We start from the raw sequence: 20000 nt of genomic DNA, 5'->3' as shown, positions 1-20000 counted from the left end.
GCGATGACGAGGACGACGATTTCGACGGCAAGCTCAATCGCATGATCATGGTTGTCGATGATGCCGGCCGCTGCATAGGCTGCGGAGCCTGCGGCCGCGTCTGCCCCAAGAACTGCCAGACGCATGTTGCGGCCGACGAGCTCGCAACATGATCTGGCGAAAACCAGGAGAACGGCGTTGCACTTCATCTTTTTGTCGGCTCGTGGGGCTGGTCCTGTGCAGCAATGCGTCGATGATTTACTTCGCTTTGGATTCGCTCCGTGTGGCAGTCGTCACGACGCTGGCCTGTTCGCTGCTGCTTCAGGCCTGCTATTTCGGCTGCGTGCTCTTTTTCGCGGACGTCGATGATCTGTAGAACTGTTCATTCGCTCCGCAGAGGGCCGGCGAATCCAATCTCTTCCTAAGCCCGTTGGCCGTAATAGAAAGACACGAGGCCGGCGAGTTCGTCCTCAGCTGCCACTGTGCTAGCAAGGGAACGGAATCCAATCCCGGAGCAGATGGCCAGAGTTGAGCGAAGACTGCGGTCGGAGCTCCTGCGCTTCCGGGTCTCCAAGGGGACGACTTTGCGAACCGAAGGGACTTTGAAGCGTTGACGTGGTCGGCGTGCGGTAGGTTGGGCCAGCGACAGGGATCCCAGCCGGCCGGGAAGCACCGCCCTCTCAATGTGCGTTGACTTCGCTTCCTTTGGCAAAATGTGGGTAACGGCGAGGGCCGGGCCGTCGACATTCCCGCCCTTTTGGTGCGTGCGCCGTTAGGCGCGACAATTCGGTGCCCGCGTGTAACTGCGCGCATTCGCCGAAGCTTAGACGTGGTGCATTCCCGCTCGCCCGCTTGGCGGATAGTTCCGGCCGTGCTGGTTTTGCCGGCCGTAACGCCCGCCGCTCGTCGGTAAGGCCTCACTGCCACACGCCTCTCCGGCAACGGCTCGGCGCGTCGCGCAATCCGGTTGGCGCTCAGGCCAGGCCCTTCGCTAGCTCCAACGCCTGCCGTTCGAACAGGCGGCGGTAAATGCCACCATCGAGATTGATCAGCGCGGCATGATCGCCGTCCTCCATGATGCGGCCACGGTCGAAGACGAGCAGCCGATCGAGCGAGCGGACCGTCGACAGCCGGTGTGCGATGACGAGTGTGGTTCGGCCCACCATCAACCGATCCACCGCTTGTTGAATGAGCACCTCGGATTCCGAATCGAGGCTCGATGTGGCCTCGTCCAGAATAAGGATCGGCGCGTTCGCGAGGAAGGCGCGCGCGATCGCCACGCGCTGGCGCTCGCCGCCGGAGAGCTTCAAACCCCTTTCGCCGACCAATGTCCCACAGCCCTTCGGCAGGGGCGCGATGAATTCGTGGGCACTTGCCAGCCGTGCCGCTTGCTCGATCTCGGCCCGGCTCGCGCCAGGCCGGCCATAGGCGATGTTCTCGGCAAGCGACCTGTGAAACAGGATCGGCTCCTGCTGCACGATCGCGATCTGCGAACGAAGGGACTCTTGGGTCACCTCGGAGACGTCCTGACCGTCTATCAGGATCCGGCCGCCGCTCAGGTCGTAGAGTCTCTGGATCAGCTTCACGAATGTTGTCTTGCCGGAACCGGAGGGTCCAACCAACCCAACCCTTTCGCCAGCTTCAATCGACAGCGAACATTCGCTATAGAGCGGCAGGGGATGGTTGGCGTAGCGGAAGTGGACGTTCTCGAAATCGATACGGCCCTTCGTGATCCGGATCGGCTTGGCCTCTGGACGATCGGCAACATCCACGTGCTGATTGTGGATGGCCACTAGTTCTTCCATCTCATTAACCGAGTGCTGCACGTTGCGGACATGCATGCCGGCATCACGCAGATAGCCCTGCAGGACGATGAAGCACGTGAGAACATATGCTATCTCGCCCGGCGTTGCCTGTCCATGCGACCACAGAAGCAGGGCATATCCGACCACCGCCACCCTGAGCGCAACCAAAGTTACGCCTTGGGTTGAGCCGATGATCGTTCCGCGCACCCAACTCCGGCGCGCGCGGTGCCGCCATTTCGTCATGATGTTTGCAAGCCGCTCGTCTTCGCGAACCTCTGCGCCGAAGCCCTTGACCACAGCGTTGCAACTGACCGCGTCCGCAAGCGCGCCGCTGAGCCTTGTGTCCCATCGGTTGGCAAGGCTCGCCGCTGGCGCGACATAGCCGAGCGACAGCGAAATCGAAAACGCAAGGTAGACGAGAGAGCCGCAAGCAAAGATCACGCCCATGACCGGCCAGTGCCAGCCGAGCAGCACCGTCGAGCCGATCAAGATGACAAACGACGGGAGCAGCGTGACGAGTATCGTGCTGTTGAGGAGGTCGAGCGCCCACATGCCGCGCGTTATCTTGCGCACTGTCGAGCCGGCGAAGCTGTTTGCATGCCAGTCTGTCGAAAAGCGCTGCACATGATGGAACGCTTCGGTCGCGACGTCGGAAATCATTTTCAACACCAAGTCGTTCAGGCCAATTAAGGCGACGTGGCGCATGGCAATGGAACCGAGTGCCAATGCAATCGGTACAGAGAATGCTGCAACAGCTGCCGAAGCTGGTGCTGCCGCATTAGCAGCACGAGAAACAGCGTCGATAAGTCGGCCAGAATAGAGCGGCATCAACACGTCAGCCAGCGTGGAGGCGAGCATCGCGGTCATGATGATCGCGAGCCGGGCCGGCTGCCTGTTCCAGAGGCGAACAGTGAAGGCGAAAACGTCGCGACAAGTGGCGCCGCGCCCATGGACGGGGAAACGTCTCATAGTTTCCAAGCGGGCGCATCAACACGCTCGGTCCCAAAGACGATAAAAGACAAAACTGGAATTTCGACCTCCCCCATAACAGCATCAATTTTGGCGGGCAGCTCTTGCCGCCTCACGACGGTGAGTTCAAAAGTCGTGCCAACTGAGCGGGAACATCCGAAGGACAAATTCAGCAGGTTACCGAGCCTGGAGAAAGTCAGCCGCCATCCAGTCGAATACGATTGCTACGGCTGCTCAACTCGGGAGATTGGAAAAGAAGGTCGATGTATCGATTGAATTTTGAGCTTGTTCTTGCCTCGATCAAATAAGTACAGTTGCAATGCAGCTTTCTCAGGCCCGGCACTTAGGTGCTGATTTCAAAAGCGCGCCGCGAATACTTTCCTGCCCATATTCCGTCAATCGAATGCTCGACTGTCGGATTGTGCGCTCCCCGACACAGTGCTGTCGGTTCGCCTCCTGGGTACCTCCCCCGTCGATTGACGACCTGAAGGAGAAGCTTCGCTCGCAAGCTGGCACGACTCTTGAGGGTACTCCAGGTGGCGGAAGGAACTCCGGCTCGAGTCCCGTTGACTTCGGATGTTGCGAGGCTGGGTTGGAGCAAACTGTGCACCAATGAGAACGCAATGAAGGAGACATCATGGAACTCCGGCGGATTGCGGTGGAGTTAGACCTATTCCTCAAGATGACTGATGATGTCGCTCAATCCGAACAGTTGTTCGAACTGTTGTCTGCGTTTGCGCTGAATTTCGATTGCCCGTGGATTGCCTATGGGTCGCTCGCATCAGAACAGAGGGTTTTCAAGCCGAACCGAGAGGGTTCTGTGGTGATGTGGAATTATCCTGCTGAATGGCAGGAGCGCTACTCGAGAATGGGCTATGCCAAAATAGACCCACTCATCAAGAAAGGTCGAAAGGAGGCGGGACCCTTTCGATGGAGCGAGGTGTATACCGATGAAAGCATAACTGAAGATGGACGCCGCGTCTTGGACGAAGCAGCAACATTCGGCTTGAGGTCAGGCGTTACCGTCCCATTACATGGCCCTGGTGGCAGCTTTAGGTTTGTGAGTTTTGCTCAATCCTCGGACTGCGAATTGCAGAATAGAGCGATCACCTACCTGCAAATGGCCGCGCTGCGGTTTCATCGGATGGTTACGAAGTTCGACACTACGACTGCGTCGGAACGAGCTCATAACCTGTCTCCGAGAGAAATAGAGTGCATTGATTTGGTGTCACAAGGAAAATCATCTTGGGAAATAGGAACTATTTTAGGCAGATCACGAAATACGATAGATTTCCATTTAAAAAATGTAATGCGGAAGTTGGATGCGACCAGCAGAACGGTAGCTGTTGTAAAAGCTTTGAACCTTGGGATTATCGAACCGCCGTAGGTGCGCAGCTAGTTCTCCGCCCGTAGTAGCGCGCGTGATAGCCGAGACGCTCCGGCGTGCGCTCGCTCTTCGAAGCACCCAGCGCCTCGTCCATCTCGGCCTCGAGCACCTCCTGCATCACGGCGCGAATCACCTCGTGCAATCCATCCGGCCTCGAAAGCAAAATGTCGTTGACGCTGCTATGGCGGATTTATCTTCAGGCTTGGTCCTGGTGGCGATGCTGAGTTCGCTTCGCTGAGATTGGGCGGTCATGACAGGGTGGTGTTCAATGTCACCGATTCCTGGAAGAAATTACCATCCGTATTAAGCGACTGACGATGAGTGATGTGTGTCCAAAATCTGACAGCTGTCAGAAAACATGTCGGGTTCAATACAGCGGAGCGTCTTAGCTCTGTCGGGCTTTTCGAAGCCTATCTCGCAGTAACTGCGCGCCAGGCGCACTAGCTCGGCCTTTGCTGGTCGATGTGCGGCAATATAGTGTGAGGGCTGACCCGCATGAGAACACGGAACTCGCTCGATGAAGGATGATCGACGGCATCCAGAAAGCTTCTCTCCGGCGGGTTCGAGGGTGCTGCGCGCGCATCTCGGCGACGGGCCAGCGACCAACGGTTGAGGCTACATCTCCGGAGCGAGTGATGCCTCGAAAGATGCAATGCTGTCTCTGGTCCGACGCGCTGGAAGTTTGTGAAGGTCGGCCCGGCAAGTCGGTGAACCGGGCGGCTTAGGCTGCCAAAAAGGGTAGATGTCTGCGTTGCCTCGGTAGATCAGCAGGCGGTATCAGAAAGCCAAAGGCACACGCACACCATCGTGGCGCTTCGCAGGAAGTAGATGGGAGTAATCACCAGTGATTTTACCGGAACTTCGCTCAGCAAACACAGCCGGCAGGGTTTTGGAGATAACGACGACCACGGGATGCGTCGTAGGATGTTCATATTGTCCCCAGGACAAGTTCGCGGTCCGGCAAAGAAAAGTGTCTCATGCGAGTCATCTGGATCTTGAAGATTTCAAGCGGTGTCTGGCCCGCGTACCGACTTCCGTCGACATTGGTTTTGCGGGATACTCCGAACCTTGGCTCAATCCGGACTGTACCGAAATGGTGGAGCACGCCTTCGCCAAAGGCCATGGCATCAGGATTTTTACGACGCTGGTGGGAATGAACGGGCAGGACCTGCAACGATTGCAAGCCTTGCGCTTGGGCGTATTCGTGGTTCATGTTTTCGATGATGGCACCTACATGAACAGCCGCCTGGTCGGAGACAAGTATCGCGATCTGGTTCGTCAACTCGTCGACGCGGATATCCCCTTGATCCGGTTCGTGGCTTTGGGCGAGCCCCACCCAGATATAGCCGACATTATTCCTACCGAAGCACTGATAAAAGCGCGGCCCATGAGCAGTAGGGGTGGAAGCGTCGACCCTAAGATCGTTGCACCACGTCAGCCAGTGGTCGGAGCCCTAACCTGCGTGGACGCACGACAGTATCGGAATGTTCTTCTTCCAAACGGCGACGTTACCCTGTGCTCTATGGATTTTGAACGGCGTCACGTATTGGGCAACCTTCTATATGAGGGTTACTCCGCTCTGTTTGAAAAGCCAGTTTTTCGCGAAATCGTCGACCGCATGAATGGAGCAGATGGTTTTCTGCTTTGCAGGATGTGTGAATTCGCCGACCCAAACGACCGGACCTGAGTGCATGCCGGCCGAGAGGGCGTGCCTGGCAGTGCGGATGGCCCCACGACAGATGCACCTGCCCGCGACGCCATCGTGTTTTCACGTTACGCCAGTATGTTCCTGTAGGCGCGGCAGTGGGCCTCGAGCATTTCGGAGACGAGCTCATCGAAAGGTCTTCGCCTTCCAACCGAGCTTGTCGGCCTGCCTAGCTTGAGGTAACGCCGATCACAGGTCAACCATCGGTCGGATGGAAACAGTGTTAGTCGATCCCGATCAGAGCTTGATTGCTTACTCACGGCTCACCTCGTCAACGCCTTCACCCTCCCGGACGATCTCCTTTTCGACTCGCCTGAAGGCAGCAGCGCAGCTGCGGCCGGGGATGGTTGCCGTCGCGGTAGTGGACGTTCTCGAAACCGATGCGGCCCTTCGCCAGCGCGTCTCCCGGTTGCTTCCGCCTGGCCTACGAACGGGCTTTCCGTCAAGGGGGTCCACGGCGGCCCCGCCCTCTTGATCCGGGGGCTCGGGCCAGTCATCGCGCAAGAGATCGGAATCCGCATTCTTCTCAAAGAGAGCGTGGCTTTCGCTGTGTCATCGGTCATCAAATAGTTTCTTGAATCAGGTTGGTGTCCGCAGCCCGAGGTTGAACGGCGAATATATTGATGACCGCCGCGAAGCCGCTCGCTCGCTACGGCGCTATTGAGGAGCGCGCTCGCGAGCGGCTTCGCTACCGCCGAGCGACACAACCTCTGGCGACGCGACCCTGCTGATCTCCTTGGACATTTGTCCGGAGGCGCTATGGGCAGCGATGGGTGGGGTACGTCAACTACCTGATGCCATAGTAGCGATGCTTTCGCGGAAGCTTTAGAAGCCATCCTGTTGCAGCACATTCTCCGAAAGCATCCGAATGGAGGGCAACGCAACCCAACAATATTTGATGAGGATGCCGGCATCACCAGACTAACCAAGGCTGCCTCCGGCATTCTGCTCTCAATGTTAGATGACGAACATCTACCGCGAGCAACCAGCCATTAATCGCTCTCTTCTTTGAACGACCCAAGTGCAGAGGACTCAATATGAACACCGACCCTTTCACGGCCCATGAGTCCAACGTTCGTCGCTACGGTCGGTCGTTTCCCGCCGTCTTTGCGAGGGCACTTGGGGCCACCATCTGGGACGAGACCGGTAACGCATACATCGACTTCCTCGTTGGGTCCGGGGCGCTCAATTACGGGCACAACAATCCGGATATCATGGCGCCGGCGATTGAATATCTCGTCGGTGAGAACATTCTTCTGTCGCTTGATATGCATACGGCGGCAAAGCGTGACTTCATTGAAGGGTTCGTCGATTGGATCCTGAAACCCAGAGGCCTTTCATACAAGATTCAGTTTCCTGGGCCGACCGGCACGAACGCCAACGAAGCGGCTCTGGCGCTGGCGCGAAAATACACCGGCCGCTCGAGCGTCATGGCCTTTACGAATGCGTTCCACGGCATGTCGCTCGGCTCTCTAGCGGTGTCGGGCTCGGCCTCAACCAGGGAACTGGGAGGCGTCGCTCGCCACGATGTGATCCGTGTTCCCTATGACGGCTATCCGAGCCAAGCTTTCGATTCCGCCAGTTACATCGACAGCGTTTTGAGCGACCCGGGGAGCGGCATAGAAAAGCCTGCCGCAATCATTCTGGAGACCATCCAGGCGGAAGGCGGCATGAACGCCGCGTCTGCAGCTTGGCTCATGGAAATTCAGCGCATTTGCCGTACTCACGGCATTGTTTTTATCGTCGACGATATTCAGGCGGGTGCGGGCCGAACTGGCGATTTCTTCTCATTCGAGTCCGCGAAAATCGAACCGGATATTGTGTGTCTTTCCAAGTCACTAAGCGGTTCAGGTAGTCCGCTGTCCATCGTTCTGATTCGACCCGACTTGGACGTATGGAAGCCCGGAGAACATAGCGGGACCTTCAGAGGCAACAATTTCGCCTTCGTGACGGCAGGAGCCATGTGCAAGATGTGGTCGGATAGGAAATTTACTGCAGGTGTCGAGCGGACAGCCGTCAGGCTGCAAACGCACCTCGATCGCCTGGTTGCGAAATTTCCGAGGTACATCGAACAGAAGCGCGGCCGCGGTCTGATGGCCGGCCTGAAATGCCGTTCACCGGCAGTTGTCGGCCGCGTGCACGATGTCGCATTCGAAAATGGCCTTCTTATCGAATCCTCGGGGCCAAATCGCGACGTTATCAAAGTCCTCCCACCGATAACCATCACCGATGCCGAACTCGATCGTGGCATCACCATCCTTGAACACGCACTACAGGAGCAAGACAATGCCTAGTCAGATGTCTCAAGTGCCAGCCATCTCGCCGGTTTCGATCAAAGAACGGACCGGCTCGATCAACACTGCGGAAATCATCTCGGTCCTGAAAGGTGAGCTCACCGCTCTGCACATCAAGCAAGCTTTCAGCACCGAAGTAGCCGAGGAGATCACTACGAACTTTATTGGAAGCTCCGGTCTCAGAGAGCGTAAAGATGGTGTGCCCGGACAATATGTCGGCGCATCTCACTACAGAAAGGATGCAGCCACCTATTTCGCAGACGCCGAAAACGCGCGGCCGTACGTCGATGCCCTTTTTAAGAATTTGGTTGACCCGGTTCGAGCGGTATTCGGGGCGTTGAAGCGAGAGCTTCACAACCAGGGCATCGAATTGCGGCTGGCGCGTTCCGAACACGGCCAGGCCAATGTTTGTCGCGGCCTCAGTTGGTCGGGCACAGGCACGTTTTCCTTGGATCCCCACGACGACGTCGCTCAAGTCTTACGTGCTGGCGATGATTACGAGCTTTCTGCGGTGGCGCACAATACGGTCGCAGCGCTCAACCTCTATCCCAGCATGCCTGAGGAAGGCGGCAATCTGAAGCTCTGGAGCCACAAGCCGACGGTTGCGGACCGGATATCGCAAGGTGTGGAGACCACTGGATACCCCTATTCGGCAGCCTATCTGGAGGCCGTCCCTTGCCGCGAGTTCGAGCTCAAAACTGGGGATATCGCCCTAATCGATGGCGGCTTCGTTCACGGGGTTACCGGTCAATCAGGCAACGGAAAGCGTCGCGTGCTGCTGAATTGCTTTTTCGGATTTGCGCGGCCAGATCTTGTTCTCTGGTGGACCTGAAGCGGGACTGACCGGCTTCCTCCAGCGCCGGTCACTTTGGGCTCGTCCGCGTAAGTGGGCAAAAGTATATGGCGGCAAAATCTTATGCCGCAGTTAAAAAGCGCGCACAGTGAGAATAGAACATCAAGCATAACGAGGACACACGATGTGTGATGCGACGAACTATGACGAGAATTGGGCAGACGTTTATGAAATATATACGACAATGCAAGGTAAGACCGGAGAGGCAGACGAAACTGCCGCTTTCTTAGAGCGGTTTTCCTGTGGAGGGATTGCTCTTGAACTTGGCATAGGAAACGGACGCGTGGCTGTGCCGTTGAGCGAACGTGGTGTAAAGGTCGAAGGTATCGACAATTCGGGCGCCATGTTGAAGCTTCTCGCCGACCGCACAGATCTTATCAAAGCGTGGAAAGGGAGTATTGTCGATTTCAATTCTGTTAAGAGATACAATCTGATCTATTCTGTATATGGTACTCTGACCCTGCTATTAAAGCGCGAAGACCAAATATCCTGCCTGAAATGTGCGGCGCAGGCTCTTGATGAAGCTGGGGCTTTGGTAATAGAGGTGCGCGTGCCAATATTAGATGGCTTCCTTGGGGGTATAAAGGTTACTATGACTACCACAACCGTGGATTCCGAGAATACCTTCGTCAAGGCGGAAGCTCACGATTCGCTCAACCAGAATTTGATTTCAAACCTGTTTTGGTTTTCTGGTACGTCTGTCCGGCGATTGCCAGAGCGCGTTCGTTACGTTTATCATCAGGAGCTCGATAGCATGGCCCAATGCGCAGGGCTAGAACTGGTGGAACGCTGGGGCGATTGGGCGGGCGGTGCGTTCACGGATAGGTCCAAACGGCATATCTCAGTTTATCGAAGAATGGGACTGTAGTTTCGACTAAATATATAAAGGCCGCGCTTTGATCGTGCGCACGGGAAGTCCGTGGCGTGGCCTTCCAGCCTCTTTCTGAAGTTGGAACACCGTCTTCACCGCGATTGGGTCAAAGCCGATGTTCCGTTGGGCTGTTAGAGGTCTGTTGGACTAGCCTAACATGAGTTCGCCATGATCGACGCAACCACAGGTCTCAAAAGGGCGACCCTTAGCCAAGCCGTAGACCGCTCCAAAGGCGGCATGACTATGCGCTCACCGATGCGCTCGGCATCTCGTCCGCTTCGTTCTCCTGCCAGGACATCGTTTACATGCGGTGGGCGTCACCCGCTAATAGACGGCATAGCCTTCGGCGAGCCGATTGCCGATTTTCGACAGCAACACCGTTATTGCCGATCTGAACGAACGCGCGCCAAGATCGTCATCTCGCAGCATCGAGGCGCGCCTTGCCTCTGCCACTCGATCTCGAACTCTATATGTCGTCATCTGATCGAGAACGTCTTCTGCAAGCTCAAGGACCTCAAGCGTATCCGCCGCGCGAGCTGACAAAACCGACCAATGCTGCAACGCAATCACCCTCTCGCAGCCGCCGTCATAAACTGACGATGAATTCAACAGGCCTTAGTAGACACCTGAAGAGGTGGAGCGAGGCGCCGACCTCCAAAGCGATGGTGCCGGTCACCGCTGGCGGCGCAAGGCTAGGGTCCACGTCCTGACCAGCGAACCACGATCTTTGGCCGACACGCCGAACACGCGCGGCGCATCATGCTTGAGCATGAAGGCGCTCACTGCTGGCAATGGAGCTGCGGTGTCTCGGCCGCGGCGGGCGGCGCGAACGAGATCGCGCTTTGCTTCACGGCAACCCATACCGCCGTCAGTTCGCCGGCGCGGAGCAGCCTTGCCAATGAAAGAGCATCCCCGTTTGTCCTCATCTGATCTCCTACTTCCTTAGGACCAGCGGCGCGCGACCGCGGTTCATTGATGGCCGAAGGAACGGATCAGCCCGGTAGAGGCCAAAGCCGGTTGGGCTGCCTAGGTGAAGTGGATCCAATGGCACCCTTGGATAATGCAGCGATCCGTCTAGGAGATGCGTCGACCTCGCCGAACAACCGAACCTCATTCCTCCGCTTCGCAACATCGAAGCGGCAAATGCTTCCCTATAGTCTGCCACGGCTCGCCCTCTTGTTGTGACGACCAGGCTCCTACCGTCCGAGCCACCAACCCTAGGAAGGGCAGTTTAGGGCGGGCAGCAGCGGATCGCACCTCGAAGCTCGTCCTCGAATTGTATGGGAAGGACACCCCCGCCCTCTCAAGAGACTTCTTGCTACTCTTGTACATGGCCGTTCCCTATCGGATCCACACCCGTGCTCACCGACAACGGCATTTAGGTCAAGACGCCCGACGCCGGCGGTTCGGCCGTGCCATTGATCAAGGAGGCCATCGCAAATGACAAAACGCCTCTGGCATGCTTTCGAATACCCCTGCCCCGATGGAACGAGCACCAACCAAGGCAAGACATCCGTTTCGCTCCGAGACTACATTTAGTGGCCCTTTTGACGAACGGTCGCAAATTACTCCCGTTGGCCATGTTGCTGAAATGGGGTAATCGACCACTCCATCGAGTCGATTGCACGCTGAAGTGCTGTCTCCGTTTGAGTTGGGCAGGCCGACACAGCGATGACATGTCCGATGGTATCTCGGTAATCTCCTTTCCTGATGATCGGAGTTTTGGGTTCGACGTATAATTTCACCTCGGCGACACCTGGTATAGCAGTGGCCCTGTCGACATTCATTGAGGCAAACATGCCCTCGCGATCAGGAACGAGGAATCGCGCGGCCGCAAAATTCGAATGCCATTTGCGCAAATCCCATTCCTCGCCGATAGCAAGCTTGATGTGCTCGGTGATGAGGTCGATGCCGTAGGCCAACTGAACCAGCCGAGGGGTGGTCCCACCTGGGAGACGCGGATTAACTTCAATGACCATTAGACCACGCTTCGTCCATCGAAATTCGATATGCGCTGGACCCCAGTCAAGGTCGAGAATTCGCAAACAACTCAACGAAACACTGGCGATCAGTTTGTGCTCTTCTTCTGTCAGCAGGGCCGGAAAGGAGAAATGGCGATAGACGAAATGGGGTAGGGGTCCGAAGCTAGCGGCGCAAATTCCGATGACGTCGTTACCCATTGTGTAAGAGCTATACTGGGCTCCGTTCGCGAATTCTTCGACGAGTAATTTTGGGGTTGACTGGCAAAGGTACTTTTCGCCCAACAGGTAGGTCGTATGTTTGGCTAACTCATCGAGGTTGCGGCACAATCGGACACCGCAGCTCCCGCTGCCGACGGCTGGCTTAAGAACTACCGGCAGCCCAATCTCTGCGGCAGCGCTTTCTACCTCCATAGCATCCACTGCCAAGCGGTAAGCAGGCATAGCAATCCCAGCCTCCGCTAGAAGCTGACGTTGAGTGAACTTGTCGCAGCATCGTTCAACCGATGCGGGGTTCGGTCCCGGAAGACCGAAATGCCGACAAAGCTTGCCAACTGTCGCATAGATCGACTCGTCGAGCCCCGAGAAGCCAGTGATACCACGAATGTCATAGGTAGTACCTAGTCGGGAACATTCATGAACCAGCGCATCGATGTCGTCTGTATCGACGCGGACGGCATCAATCCCTTCCGCAGCAAGATATGTGTACTGAGCTGGATCAGCCGACAAGGTAATTGTATGAAGCCCAAGACTCTGGGCCGCTTTCACGTAGGGCAGACCGATGCTCCTGTGGCCTTCTAGCAGAATGAGCGCTCTATTTGTCATTTGGTATTGCCTCTCGGTGATGGCCAAGTCACGAGCGTTAATCGGTGTCACCTTTTTCGCGTTCTTTTGTCATGCTCGTGCTGAAGAGTACCAGCGTCAGCGCAAAAGTTCCGTGAATCTATTGTAAAGATTTGTGCGCATGTACACTCGCGAGATGCACCTCGGCGCTCCGCCAGGCTTCGGATCAAGATTTTCGCGTCCGCCGATGGCACATTCGATGCGCCTTCCAGATAATGTCGCGAATCGCTCCCAGCAACAACCCCCTCGAGCCGGAGCCAAGGCGTAGCTGACCCTGGCATAACGCTAAGTTCAGGCCGCTGCGACTGAGGCGCGTAGATCCCGCTCTCGCTCTCTATCGTAGGTGGTGGGAAGCTACCCGTGGTCGTGGCGGCCATCTCGCGCGTAAATAGTGAGTTTCCCACCGTGGCCCAGCCCCGGTGTACAGCGGACTGGGCCGAGGCTCGTCAACGACGTGCCCACAGGAGGCGGCCAACTCGACGGTGCGCGTTGCCTTGGCTTCGTTCCCGAGGCGTGGGTACAGAACGCTAGACCAATCGCAATTAGAGAAGCCCGCTTCGGTCAGCGCGCTTATGATGCGACTAACGACGTCAGTATGGCCCAGATCCACCTTTGTTGGCCAGCGTCATGGCGGCAAAGCAGTCGGACTGGCTGGAACTGCACACGGTCGGGGATGGAGCTCAGAGACGACGGTTGACCAGACTCTCGTCCGCGGGTTGGATACCCTCCGTGTTTTCGTCTCGGGGCTTCCTGGTCGAAAGGCGGGCGGCGGGTGAATTGGCTCAGCCACATTGAAACAATATCTTCAAGTAACTTTACCATCTCTTTGCAAATAAACGTCCTCGAAAATGCTACCTCACCGCAGGCCCACAGTTGGTTGAATTCGCTCGGGCCGCCGTGTCGCACTTATCCGAGGGTCAATAGCAATGGCAAGAGCGCTCATCCTGATCGAAGGTTCAAGCAACGGACCTCTTTATATGCAAGCAGCCAAGCGTCTTGGCCTTCATCCAGTCACACTATCGGCTGATCCAGCTAAGTACACATATCTTGCTGCGGAAGGGAATGATGCCGTCCGCGTCGATACAGACGACATCAATGCGCTGGTTCATGAGTGCTCACGACTAGGTACTACCTATGACATTGCTGGAATTACTGGCTTTGTGAGCCGCGGGGAGATTGTATATGTGACAGTTGGTAGGCTCTGCCGACATTTCGGTCTCCCGGGGCCGAATCCCGAGTCTGTTGAACGATGCTGCGACAAGTTCACTCAACGTCAGATCCTCGAGGAGGCTGGCGTTCCCATTCCCCTTTATCGATTGGCAGCAGATGCGACGGAGGTAGAAAGCGCTGCCGCAGAGATTGGGCTGCCGGTAGTTCTTAAGCCAGCTGTCGGCAACGGTAGCACCGGTGTCAGATTGTGCCGCAACCTTGATGAGCTAACGCAACATACAACATACTTGTTGGGCAGCGGGAAGCGAATTTCGCGCCCCCCCCGTAGGATGCTTGTCGAACAATTCGCAGAAGGTCCATACTACGAAGCCGAGATAATGGGCAAGTCAGTAGTTGGTGTTACTGCCGCTGAGTTCGAAGCCCCCCCACATTTCGTGTTTCGTGAGAGCATCTTTCCGGCCCTGCTCAGCGATGATGAACGCAATTGTATAGCCGACGTTTCGCTGAGCTGTCTGGAGGCTCTCGGACTTGGATGGGGACCGGCAAATATAGAATTCAGGTGGACAAACCGTGGCCCAGTCGTCATTGAAGTCAATCCGCGTCTAGCGGAGGGTATCACTCCTCGGATAGTCCGGCTAGCCTATGGTGTCGATCTCGTCGCGGAACATATCAAGCTCGTCATCGGCAACGAATGGGACTTGCGCAGTAGGCATTCGCACACCGTGGCCACACGGATCCTCGTTCCGGATCGCGACGGCATTCTCGATTGGATCGAAGGCGACAAATTAGCGGCTGCTATACCAGGTGTTGTAGAAGTTGAACTGTACGTTGCATCCAAGGACCTGATTGTTAGGAGAGGCGATTGGAGAGACCGCATGGGACACGTCATTGCCGCTTCACCCAGTCCGATTCTGGCCAAGGCGATACTTCAGCGTTCGGTCGACCTGATCGATTGGTCCATCATAGATCGATGAGCAGCCCCTAGCGGCGGAAGAGGGGCGGTGAGGTACTGATTCTTTTACCTGTGCAGGATCGCCTCACGGGCAATCGGCTAGGGGGCGTGGGTTTTCTGGTGCTCAGTCTGCCGACGAGCAGAGCGTTTTGGCCGGGGCGACTGTCGCGCAACAGGATCACCGACCAACTTCGGTCGCACTCTCGCATCAGAAGCCCCACCCTCCGGAAGAAAGGCTTCAAAAAACTTTAAAATAACTTTAGTGATTGTTTGCATTCTTAGATTGTCAACAGTGGTAACCTCGCGGCGAGTTAGGAGCCCGAGCGCTGCCGCAACGAAGTCCCCCCTTTGGTTCCAATGGCAGACGGGCGCGTCGTGGCCTGTCATGTGCGGGCTCCGGCCAGAGCCGCGTCTCCGAAACCGGCTGAGGCGGTCAAATCCTCGCTATTTCTGTGAGACAGTCACAGATCAGTTTATCCGAACAAATTTTCCACGAACAGACGCGAACACTCGAGATGCGGTCAAAGGAGGCAATAGAATAATCTATGGAAAGAAATCACGAAAGCGGCTGTCGTTCAACTCAACAGGTTGGCAGCTATGATACAGTCGGTTCAATTGCCACGAACGTTGCCGATGGCTTCAAGATGGTAGCGGTTGGCGACCTTATTCTGTCGCGGGCGCTGATGAAAGGCCACCATTCCGGTTTTGCGGATGTCGTCGAAATCCTTCGTGATGCCGATGTCACGTTCGGGAACATGGAAACCCTCATCTTCGATATCCGGTCATTTAAGGGAAGCCCCCAGGCTGAGTACGGTGGTGCGTATCATATTAGCCTGCCGGAGATCGGACCTGACTTGAAAGAGATGGGCTTTAACCTGGTGAGTCGGGCGAACAATCATACCCTCGACTGGGGCCTCGAAGGCATGCGCGAGACGAGCCGAGTGCTCAATGAGAACGGGATCATCCATGCAGGTGCGGGCGAGAACCTCGCACAGGCCGGCGCTGCTCGCTTCTTGGAGACCGCTCGCGGTCGCGTGGCATTGGTGTCATTTGCTGCATCGTACTGTTGCATGGCTCGTGCGGGCGATCCCGCCGGCGAGGCACCTGGCAGGCCAGGACTCAATGCTCTTCGTTTGACGAAAAGCATCGTGGTTCCTTCGGAGATGCTGGAAAATTTGAGGCAAGTACGAGAAGTCTTGCCGTATTATTGTCCTCCCGGACGGGATCCAAGCCGCGTTGTCATTGACGGTACTACATTCAAGGCCGGCGAAAAAGCAGGCTATAGCTTTGAAGCCGATTCGCGTGATGTTGCTGAGATTCTACGAAATGTTCGTCGGGGCAAGCAATTCTCTGACTTCTGTATCGCTACAAACCATGGTCATGAACAGGAATGGAGCGACGAACCGCCTGACTACGAACAGTCGCTTGCCCGCAGCCTTATCGATGCTGGAGCGGACGCGTACATTGGCCACGGGCGGCATCAACTGCGAGGTATCGAGATCTACAAGGGTCGACCAATCTTTTATGGCTTGGCGAATTTCTTTTACGATGACCTCCGAACGCCTGCGGGTGCGGACATGTTCGCTGTTCACGGCATGGATCCAAAAGTTGACACGGATGCTGAGGTCAGCATCCACGAGCTGGCAAAAGGATACCCGACCGCAGAGGGGCTTGTGGGAGGGCTCTCTGACCAAATCTACTATGAGAGCGTTATCTCCGTCAGCCGCTACGAGAACAATCAGCTCGCTGAGTTGCAGCTCCACCCGGTTGAACTCGGGCACTCGAAGAGGTTTGCCAATCGGGGCGTGCCGCGTTTCGCCTCGGAGCCGCAAGCAACTGCCATTCTGGGCCGGCTCCAGAGGCTCTCAAAGCAATATGGCACCCAAATCGACATCAAAAAAGGTGTCGGATTTATCCGCCCGCAGCCTTCGCGCAATGACAACGAATGAAGCAATGCTGGCGCTTGCTGTCATCGGGGCGAACCTCACTGCTGGACGGCGCTGATTGGGGCCACAGCAACGAAATTGCGCGCTGTGACAGAGTTCCTGCGCGGTGTGGCCGTGAGCCGAGCCTCATGCGCGGCGAAATTTGTCGATATCTGCATTGATTGCTTTTTCCGCCCGCGCCTCGCGCTTGATGGAACGAATGAACTCCAAAGGGGGTGGTCTGCTGTATGTATACCGCGCCGTCCAGCACGATGCGCAAGCCGGACCCATGAAGCGATACGGGCTGAGGCCGTGGAGCCTGCCAGATATCGCGGGGTCGAGGCCGAAGGGGGCGGCGGAGCCTGCGTAGCCGAACGCGAACGGTAGGTCCAGCGCGATCACTTCTTGCCGGGCCTAGCCTGCACTAATGGGCGAACATATGCTGAACGACTCCGCGCAAATGCAAGGCCGGGAGTTGATCCGGAAGCATACTTGGCACACTATGTTCTAAGGCCGGAAGAGGTTGTCTGAGGACGCACCCCACCTACTGCTTTAAGCCACCAGATCGTTTGCGACTGCGCGGTGGCCCGTACGCCTCCGGCGAAGGCCGCCTTGCGAGAGGAGGGCACGGTAGCGAGGCTGCGCTCTTAGGGTCGTCCTTACGAGCGAAGTTAGCAGCACAGCATGAGCATGTGACGTTATTGACCGGGCCGGAGCGGCGGCGTCGTTGGAGTGAAGCGGATCAGTGCCGGATACTGGCCGCGGCATTCGCGCCCGGGGCCACGGTGGCGGCGGTGGCGCGTCAGTACGATGTCGCGACCAGCCTGATCTATAAGTGGCGCCGCACGGTGAGAGCCCGCGAGACGGACTTTGCCGAAGTTGTCGTGGCTCCCGACGAGCCTGTCGCCGTTTCCCGGCCCGCGGCATCACCAGCGGTGATCGAGCTGGAGGTCGGCGGCAAGGTGCGGCTGCGGAGTCCGCTGACCACGCCGCCAACACTGGCGGCGGCGATGGTGAAGGCGCTGGGCGTTTCATGATCCCGGTCCCGAGCCAGGTGCGGATCTGGTTGGCGGTCGGCCGGACCGGTATGCGTCGCGGGATGCAAGGCCTCGCTCTGCAGGTTCAGGAGACGCTGGGCCGGGACCCGCATGCCGGCGATATTTATATCTTCCGCGGACGCAGCGGCAATCTGATCAAGATTATCTGGCATGATGGGCTCGGCATGTCGCTGTATGCAAAACGGCTCGAGAAGGGCCGGTTTCTCTGGCCGTCGCCGGCGGACGGCACGGTTTCCATATCACCGGCGCAGCTCGCCTACATGCTCGACGGGATCGATTGGCGCAACCCGCGTCACACGTTCCACCCCCCAGCGCGCGGGCTGAGTTTTCTTTGAGTTTGCGCCATTTTCCGCGAGTCAGCGGACGCGTTTTATGGTTCACTCCAAGGCATGGTTGCCACCGCCCAGGATGCTGTTCCGCAGCCGCTCAACCGTCAAGCTGAACGCTATGCCCGCGAAGGCGTACCGCTCAGCCTGTCGACGCTCGCCGATCAGGTCGGCGCCGGCGCCGCGGCGCTGATGCCGCTGTTCTACCCATGTGCTGGCTGCTTCACGTCTGCACGGCGACGATACGACGGTGCCGGTCCTGGCCAAGGGCAAGACCGATACTGGTCGATTATGGACCTATGTGCGCGATGACCGACCGTTCGGCGGCGCCGATCCGCCGGCGGCAGTGTTCTACTATTCCCGCGATCGCCGAGGCGAACATCCTGCGGCCGCATCTCGCCGGCTGGAGCGGCATTCTGCAGGCCGATGCCTTTGGTGGTTACGGCTATCTCTATGCGACGGGTCGTCAGCCGGCGCCTGTTCTGGAGGCCAGCTGCTGGATCCACAGCCGGCGCAAAGTGGTTGAGCTGGCCGATGTCGAAGCGGCGGCGCGCAAGAAGGCACATGGCGAGAAGCCCAACCTGGTCTATCCGCTGGCGGTCGAAGCCGCGAAGCGCATCGATGCCTTGTTCGATATCGAGCGCGCGCCTGTCGCCGGCCCAACGCCACGCCGTGCGCCAAGAGCGGAGCGCGCCGCTGGTCACCGAGCTCGAGCGCTGGATGATCGAGACGCGCGACAAGCTCTCGCGCGGGCACGACCTGACCAAGGCCTTCAACTACATGCTGCGCCGCTGGTCATCCTTCACCGGGTTCCTCGAGGATGGGCGGATCTGCCTATCCAACAATGCTGCCGAGCGAGCCCCTGCGCGGCATCGCTCTCGGCAGAAAGTCCTGGCTGTTCTGCGGTTCCGATCGCGGCGGACAGCGCGCTGCCGTTCTCTACAGCCTGATCGTCAGCGCCAAGATGAACCATATCGACCCGCAGGCCTGGCTCGCCGACGTCCTCGCCCGACTGCCCGCCTATCCGGCCCATCGGATCCATGATTTGCTGCCGTGGAATTGGAGATCCGCAAAATTGCGGACCCAACCAGCTGCACGTCTACACCGTCGAACGTGTCGCCAGGGACCTCGGCGTCAGCGAAGCGCTCATCCACGAACTGACCCTCGGTCTGGAGCCCGAGGACGGCGTCATCTGGGTGTACGGCGCCAATGATGACAACGGGATCTTGGCCTTCACCGATGAAGGCACCGAGGAGCTCAAACTCCTCCTCGAAGAATATCATCGCGTCTCCCCATCGAAAGCTTGACCCCAGCACTCCGGTGCTCAGGTTCTCATGGCCACCGGATACGCACCTCTGCGGTCTTCACCGGACGCGTACGTGGCCCGCGCGAAGCAGAGGGACTTTCGGATCATAGCGCACAGGGCGACGGGGGCGAGGCAAAGATTCGTTTCGCTTCGATAACCACTTTTGTCCCGCCTGGAGGCGTGAAGATCGCAGCGCCAATCCGCAATAACCAACTCGATTGGGATCGTGAGATTGAGTTTGCGCATAAACATAAATCCCGGTATCTGCCTCAAGCGGGAAAGAAAGCCGTGCGAGGATGCGGCATCACGATGGCAGCCGTCCTCAAAGGCTGGCGCACGATCGCCTTCGCGCAGGCCGAAAGGTCCGATCCGCAATCGTCAAAGCTGCGGTCATCAGGCAGGAGCGGGATAACACCTTCGCGATTTACAGCGTCGCGAGCCGCGTGAACCGCTTACCGAACCGGACAACTTTGACTAGCTACCGACACAAAGGCTTCGGGGCAGAGTGCTCACTCAAAGCTGCTGTTTCACTCGGCTATTGATATCTGGAGGCACATCTTTCCAAATCCGATGCACCG

15 protein-coding genes and 4 pseudogenes are annotated in these 20000 nt (G+C 57.4%); 14 read left to right on the top strand and 5 right to left on the bottom strand.

The window, feature by feature from the left end:
• Both EN906_RS00385 and EN906_RS00380 read left to right on the top strand, forming a co-directional pair.
• The coding region (locus EN906_RS00385) for a 4Fe-4S binding protein (RefSeq protein WP_164748146.1) at positions 1–152 on the top strand (152 nt) is incomplete at its 5' end.
• Entirely contained in the window at positions 149–355 is a 207-nt protein-coding gene (locus EN906_RS00380; RefSeq protein WP_127266822.1) for an exopolysaccharide production repressor protein, read from the top strand. The genes EN906_RS00385 and EN906_RS00380, both read left to right, overlap by 4 nt.
• Positions 356–953: 598 nt before the next feature.
• Here the strand turns inward: EN906_RS00380 and EN906_RS00375 are convergent.
• On the bottom strand, positions 954–2753 hold the full coding sequence (locus EN906_RS00375) for an ABC transporter ATP-binding protein (RefSeq protein WP_127266823.1): 1800 nt from the start codon (positions 2751–2753) through the stop codon (positions 954–956).
• A gap of 637 nt (positions 2754–3390) precedes the next feature.
• Here EN906_RS00375 and EN906_RS00370 point away from each other — a divergent pair.
• On the top strand, positions 3391–4140 hold the full coding sequence (locus EN906_RS00370; protein ID WP_127266824.1) for a LuxR family transcriptional regulator: 750 nt from the start codon (positions 3391–3393) through the stop codon (positions 4138–4140).
• 16 nt (positions 4141–4156) lie between these two features.
• Here EN906_RS00370 and EN906_RS00365 read toward each other — a convergent pair.
• Positions 4157–4392: pseudogene (locus tag EN906_RS00365) on the bottom strand (transposase); the annotation flags it as partial.
• Positions 4393–5110: 718 nt separating this feature from the next.
• Here EN906_RS00365 and EN906_RS00360 point away from each other — a divergent pair.
• The 4 genes from EN906_RS00360 to EN906_RS00340 all read left to right on the top strand — a co-directional run bounded on the left by EN906_RS00360 (position 5111) and on the right by EN906_RS00340 (position 9860).
• The gene (locus EN906_RS00360) at positions 5111–5827 is read left to right on the top strand and encodes an SPASM domain-containing protein (protein ID WP_236383545.1); all 717 of its coding nucleotides are present in this window, start codon (positions 5111–5113) and stop codon (positions 5825–5827) included.
• A 1055-nt stretch (positions 5828–6882) separates the two neighbouring features.
• Entirely contained in the window at positions 6883–8139 is a 1257-nt protein-coding gene (gene ectB / locus EN906_RS00350) for a diaminobutyrate--2-oxoglutarate transaminase (protein WP_127206334.1), read from the top strand.
• A complete protein-coding gene (locus EN906_RS00345) occupies positions 8132–8971 on the top strand; it encodes a hypothetical protein (protein ID WP_126104996.1) in 840 nt (279 codons plus the stop codon). Before ectB ends, EN906_RS00345 begins: the two co-directional genes overlap by 8 nt.
• A gap of 145 nt (positions 8972–9116) precedes the next feature.
• Positions 9117–9860 (top strand): class I SAM-dependent methyltransferase, encoded by a 744-nt coding sequence (locus tag EN906_RS00340; protein WP_127266826.1) that lies wholly within the window; start codon positions 9117–9119, stop codon positions 9858–9860.
• Positions 9861–10187: 327 nt separating this feature from the next.
• Here EN906_RS00340 and EN906_RS00335 read toward each other — a convergent pair whose 3' ends face one another.
• The 3 genes and pseudogenes from EN906_RS00335 to EN906_RS00330 all read right to left on the bottom strand — a co-directional run bounded on the left by EN906_RS00335 (position 10188) and on the right by EN906_RS00330 (position 12667).
• Positions 10188–10472 (bottom strand): hypothetical protein, encoded by a 285-nt coding sequence (locus EN906_RS00335; protein ID WP_127270507.1) that lies wholly within the window; start codon positions 10470–10472, stop codon positions 10188–10190.
• 150 nt (positions 10473–10622) lie between these two features.
• A pseudogene (locus EN906_RS37950) lies at positions 10623–10815 on the bottom strand (IS110 family transposase); the annotation flags it as partial.
• A 613-nt stretch (positions 10816–11428) separates the two neighbouring features.
• Positions 11429–12667, bottom strand: coding sequence for an acetyl-CoA carboxylase biotin carboxylase subunit family protein (locus tag EN906_RS00330; protein WP_127266829.1), 1239 nt, complete (start codon positions 12665–12667; stop codon positions 11429–11431).
• A 944-nt stretch (positions 12668–13611) separates the two neighbouring features.
• Here EN906_RS00330 and EN906_RS00325 point away from each other — a divergent pair.
• The 7 genes and pseudogenes from EN906_RS00325 to EN906_RS00295 all read left to right on the top strand — a co-directional run bounded on the left by EN906_RS00325 (position 13612) and on the right by EN906_RS00295 (position 19423).
• Positions 13612–14829 carry an acetyl-CoA carboxylase biotin carboxylase subunit family protein gene (locus EN906_RS00325; RefSeq protein WP_127266827.1) on the top strand — a complete coding sequence of 406 codons (1218 nt, stop codon included), beginning with the start codon at positions 13612–13614 and terminating at the stop codon, positions 14827–14829.
• 299 nt (positions 14830–15128) lie between these two features.
• Positions 15129–15263, top strand: a pseudogene (locus tag EN906_RS37945) (oligopeptide ABC transporter ATP-binding protein); the annotation flags it as partial.
• An 89-nt stretch (positions 15264–15352) separates the two neighbouring features.
• Positions 15353–16756, top strand: coding sequence for a CapA family protein (locus EN906_RS00315; protein ID WP_127266831.1), 1404 nt, complete (start codon positions 15353–15355; stop codon positions 16754–16756).
• Positions 16757–17424: 668 nt separating this feature from the next.
• Positions 17425–17769 carry a transposase gene (locus EN906_RS00310; RefSeq protein ID WP_236383542.1) on the top strand — a complete coding sequence of 115 codons (345 nt, stop codon included), beginning with the start codon at positions 17425–17427 and terminating at the stop codon, positions 17767–17769.
• On the top strand, positions 17766–18125 hold the full coding sequence (gene tnpB / locus EN906_RS00305; protein ID WP_127266832.1) for an IS66 family insertion sequence element accessory protein TnpB: 360 nt from the start codon (positions 17766–17768) through the stop codon (positions 18123–18125). Before EN906_RS00310 ends, tnpB begins: the two co-directional genes overlap by 4 nt.
• Positions 18126–18209: 84 nt before the next feature.
• Positions 18210–19182: pseudogene (locus EN906_RS00300) on the top strand (IS66 family transposase); the annotation flags it as partial.
• On the top strand, positions 19157–19423 hold the full coding sequence (locus EN906_RS00295; RefSeq protein ID WP_127266833.1) for a hypothetical protein: 267 nt from the start codon (positions 19157–19159) through the stop codon (positions 19421–19423). The pseudogene EN906_RS00300 and the gene EN906_RS00295, both read left to right, overlap by 26 nt.
• Positions 19424–20000: the final 577 nt, after the last annotated feature.

This window comes from Mesorhizobium sp. M7A.F.Ca.CA.004.06.1.1 (assembly GCF_003999135.1).
Lineage (GTDB): Bacteria > Pseudomonadota > Alphaproteobacteria > Rhizobiales > Rhizobiaceae > Mesorhizobium.
This window is presented reverse-complemented; position numbering and strand designations above follow the sequence as displayed.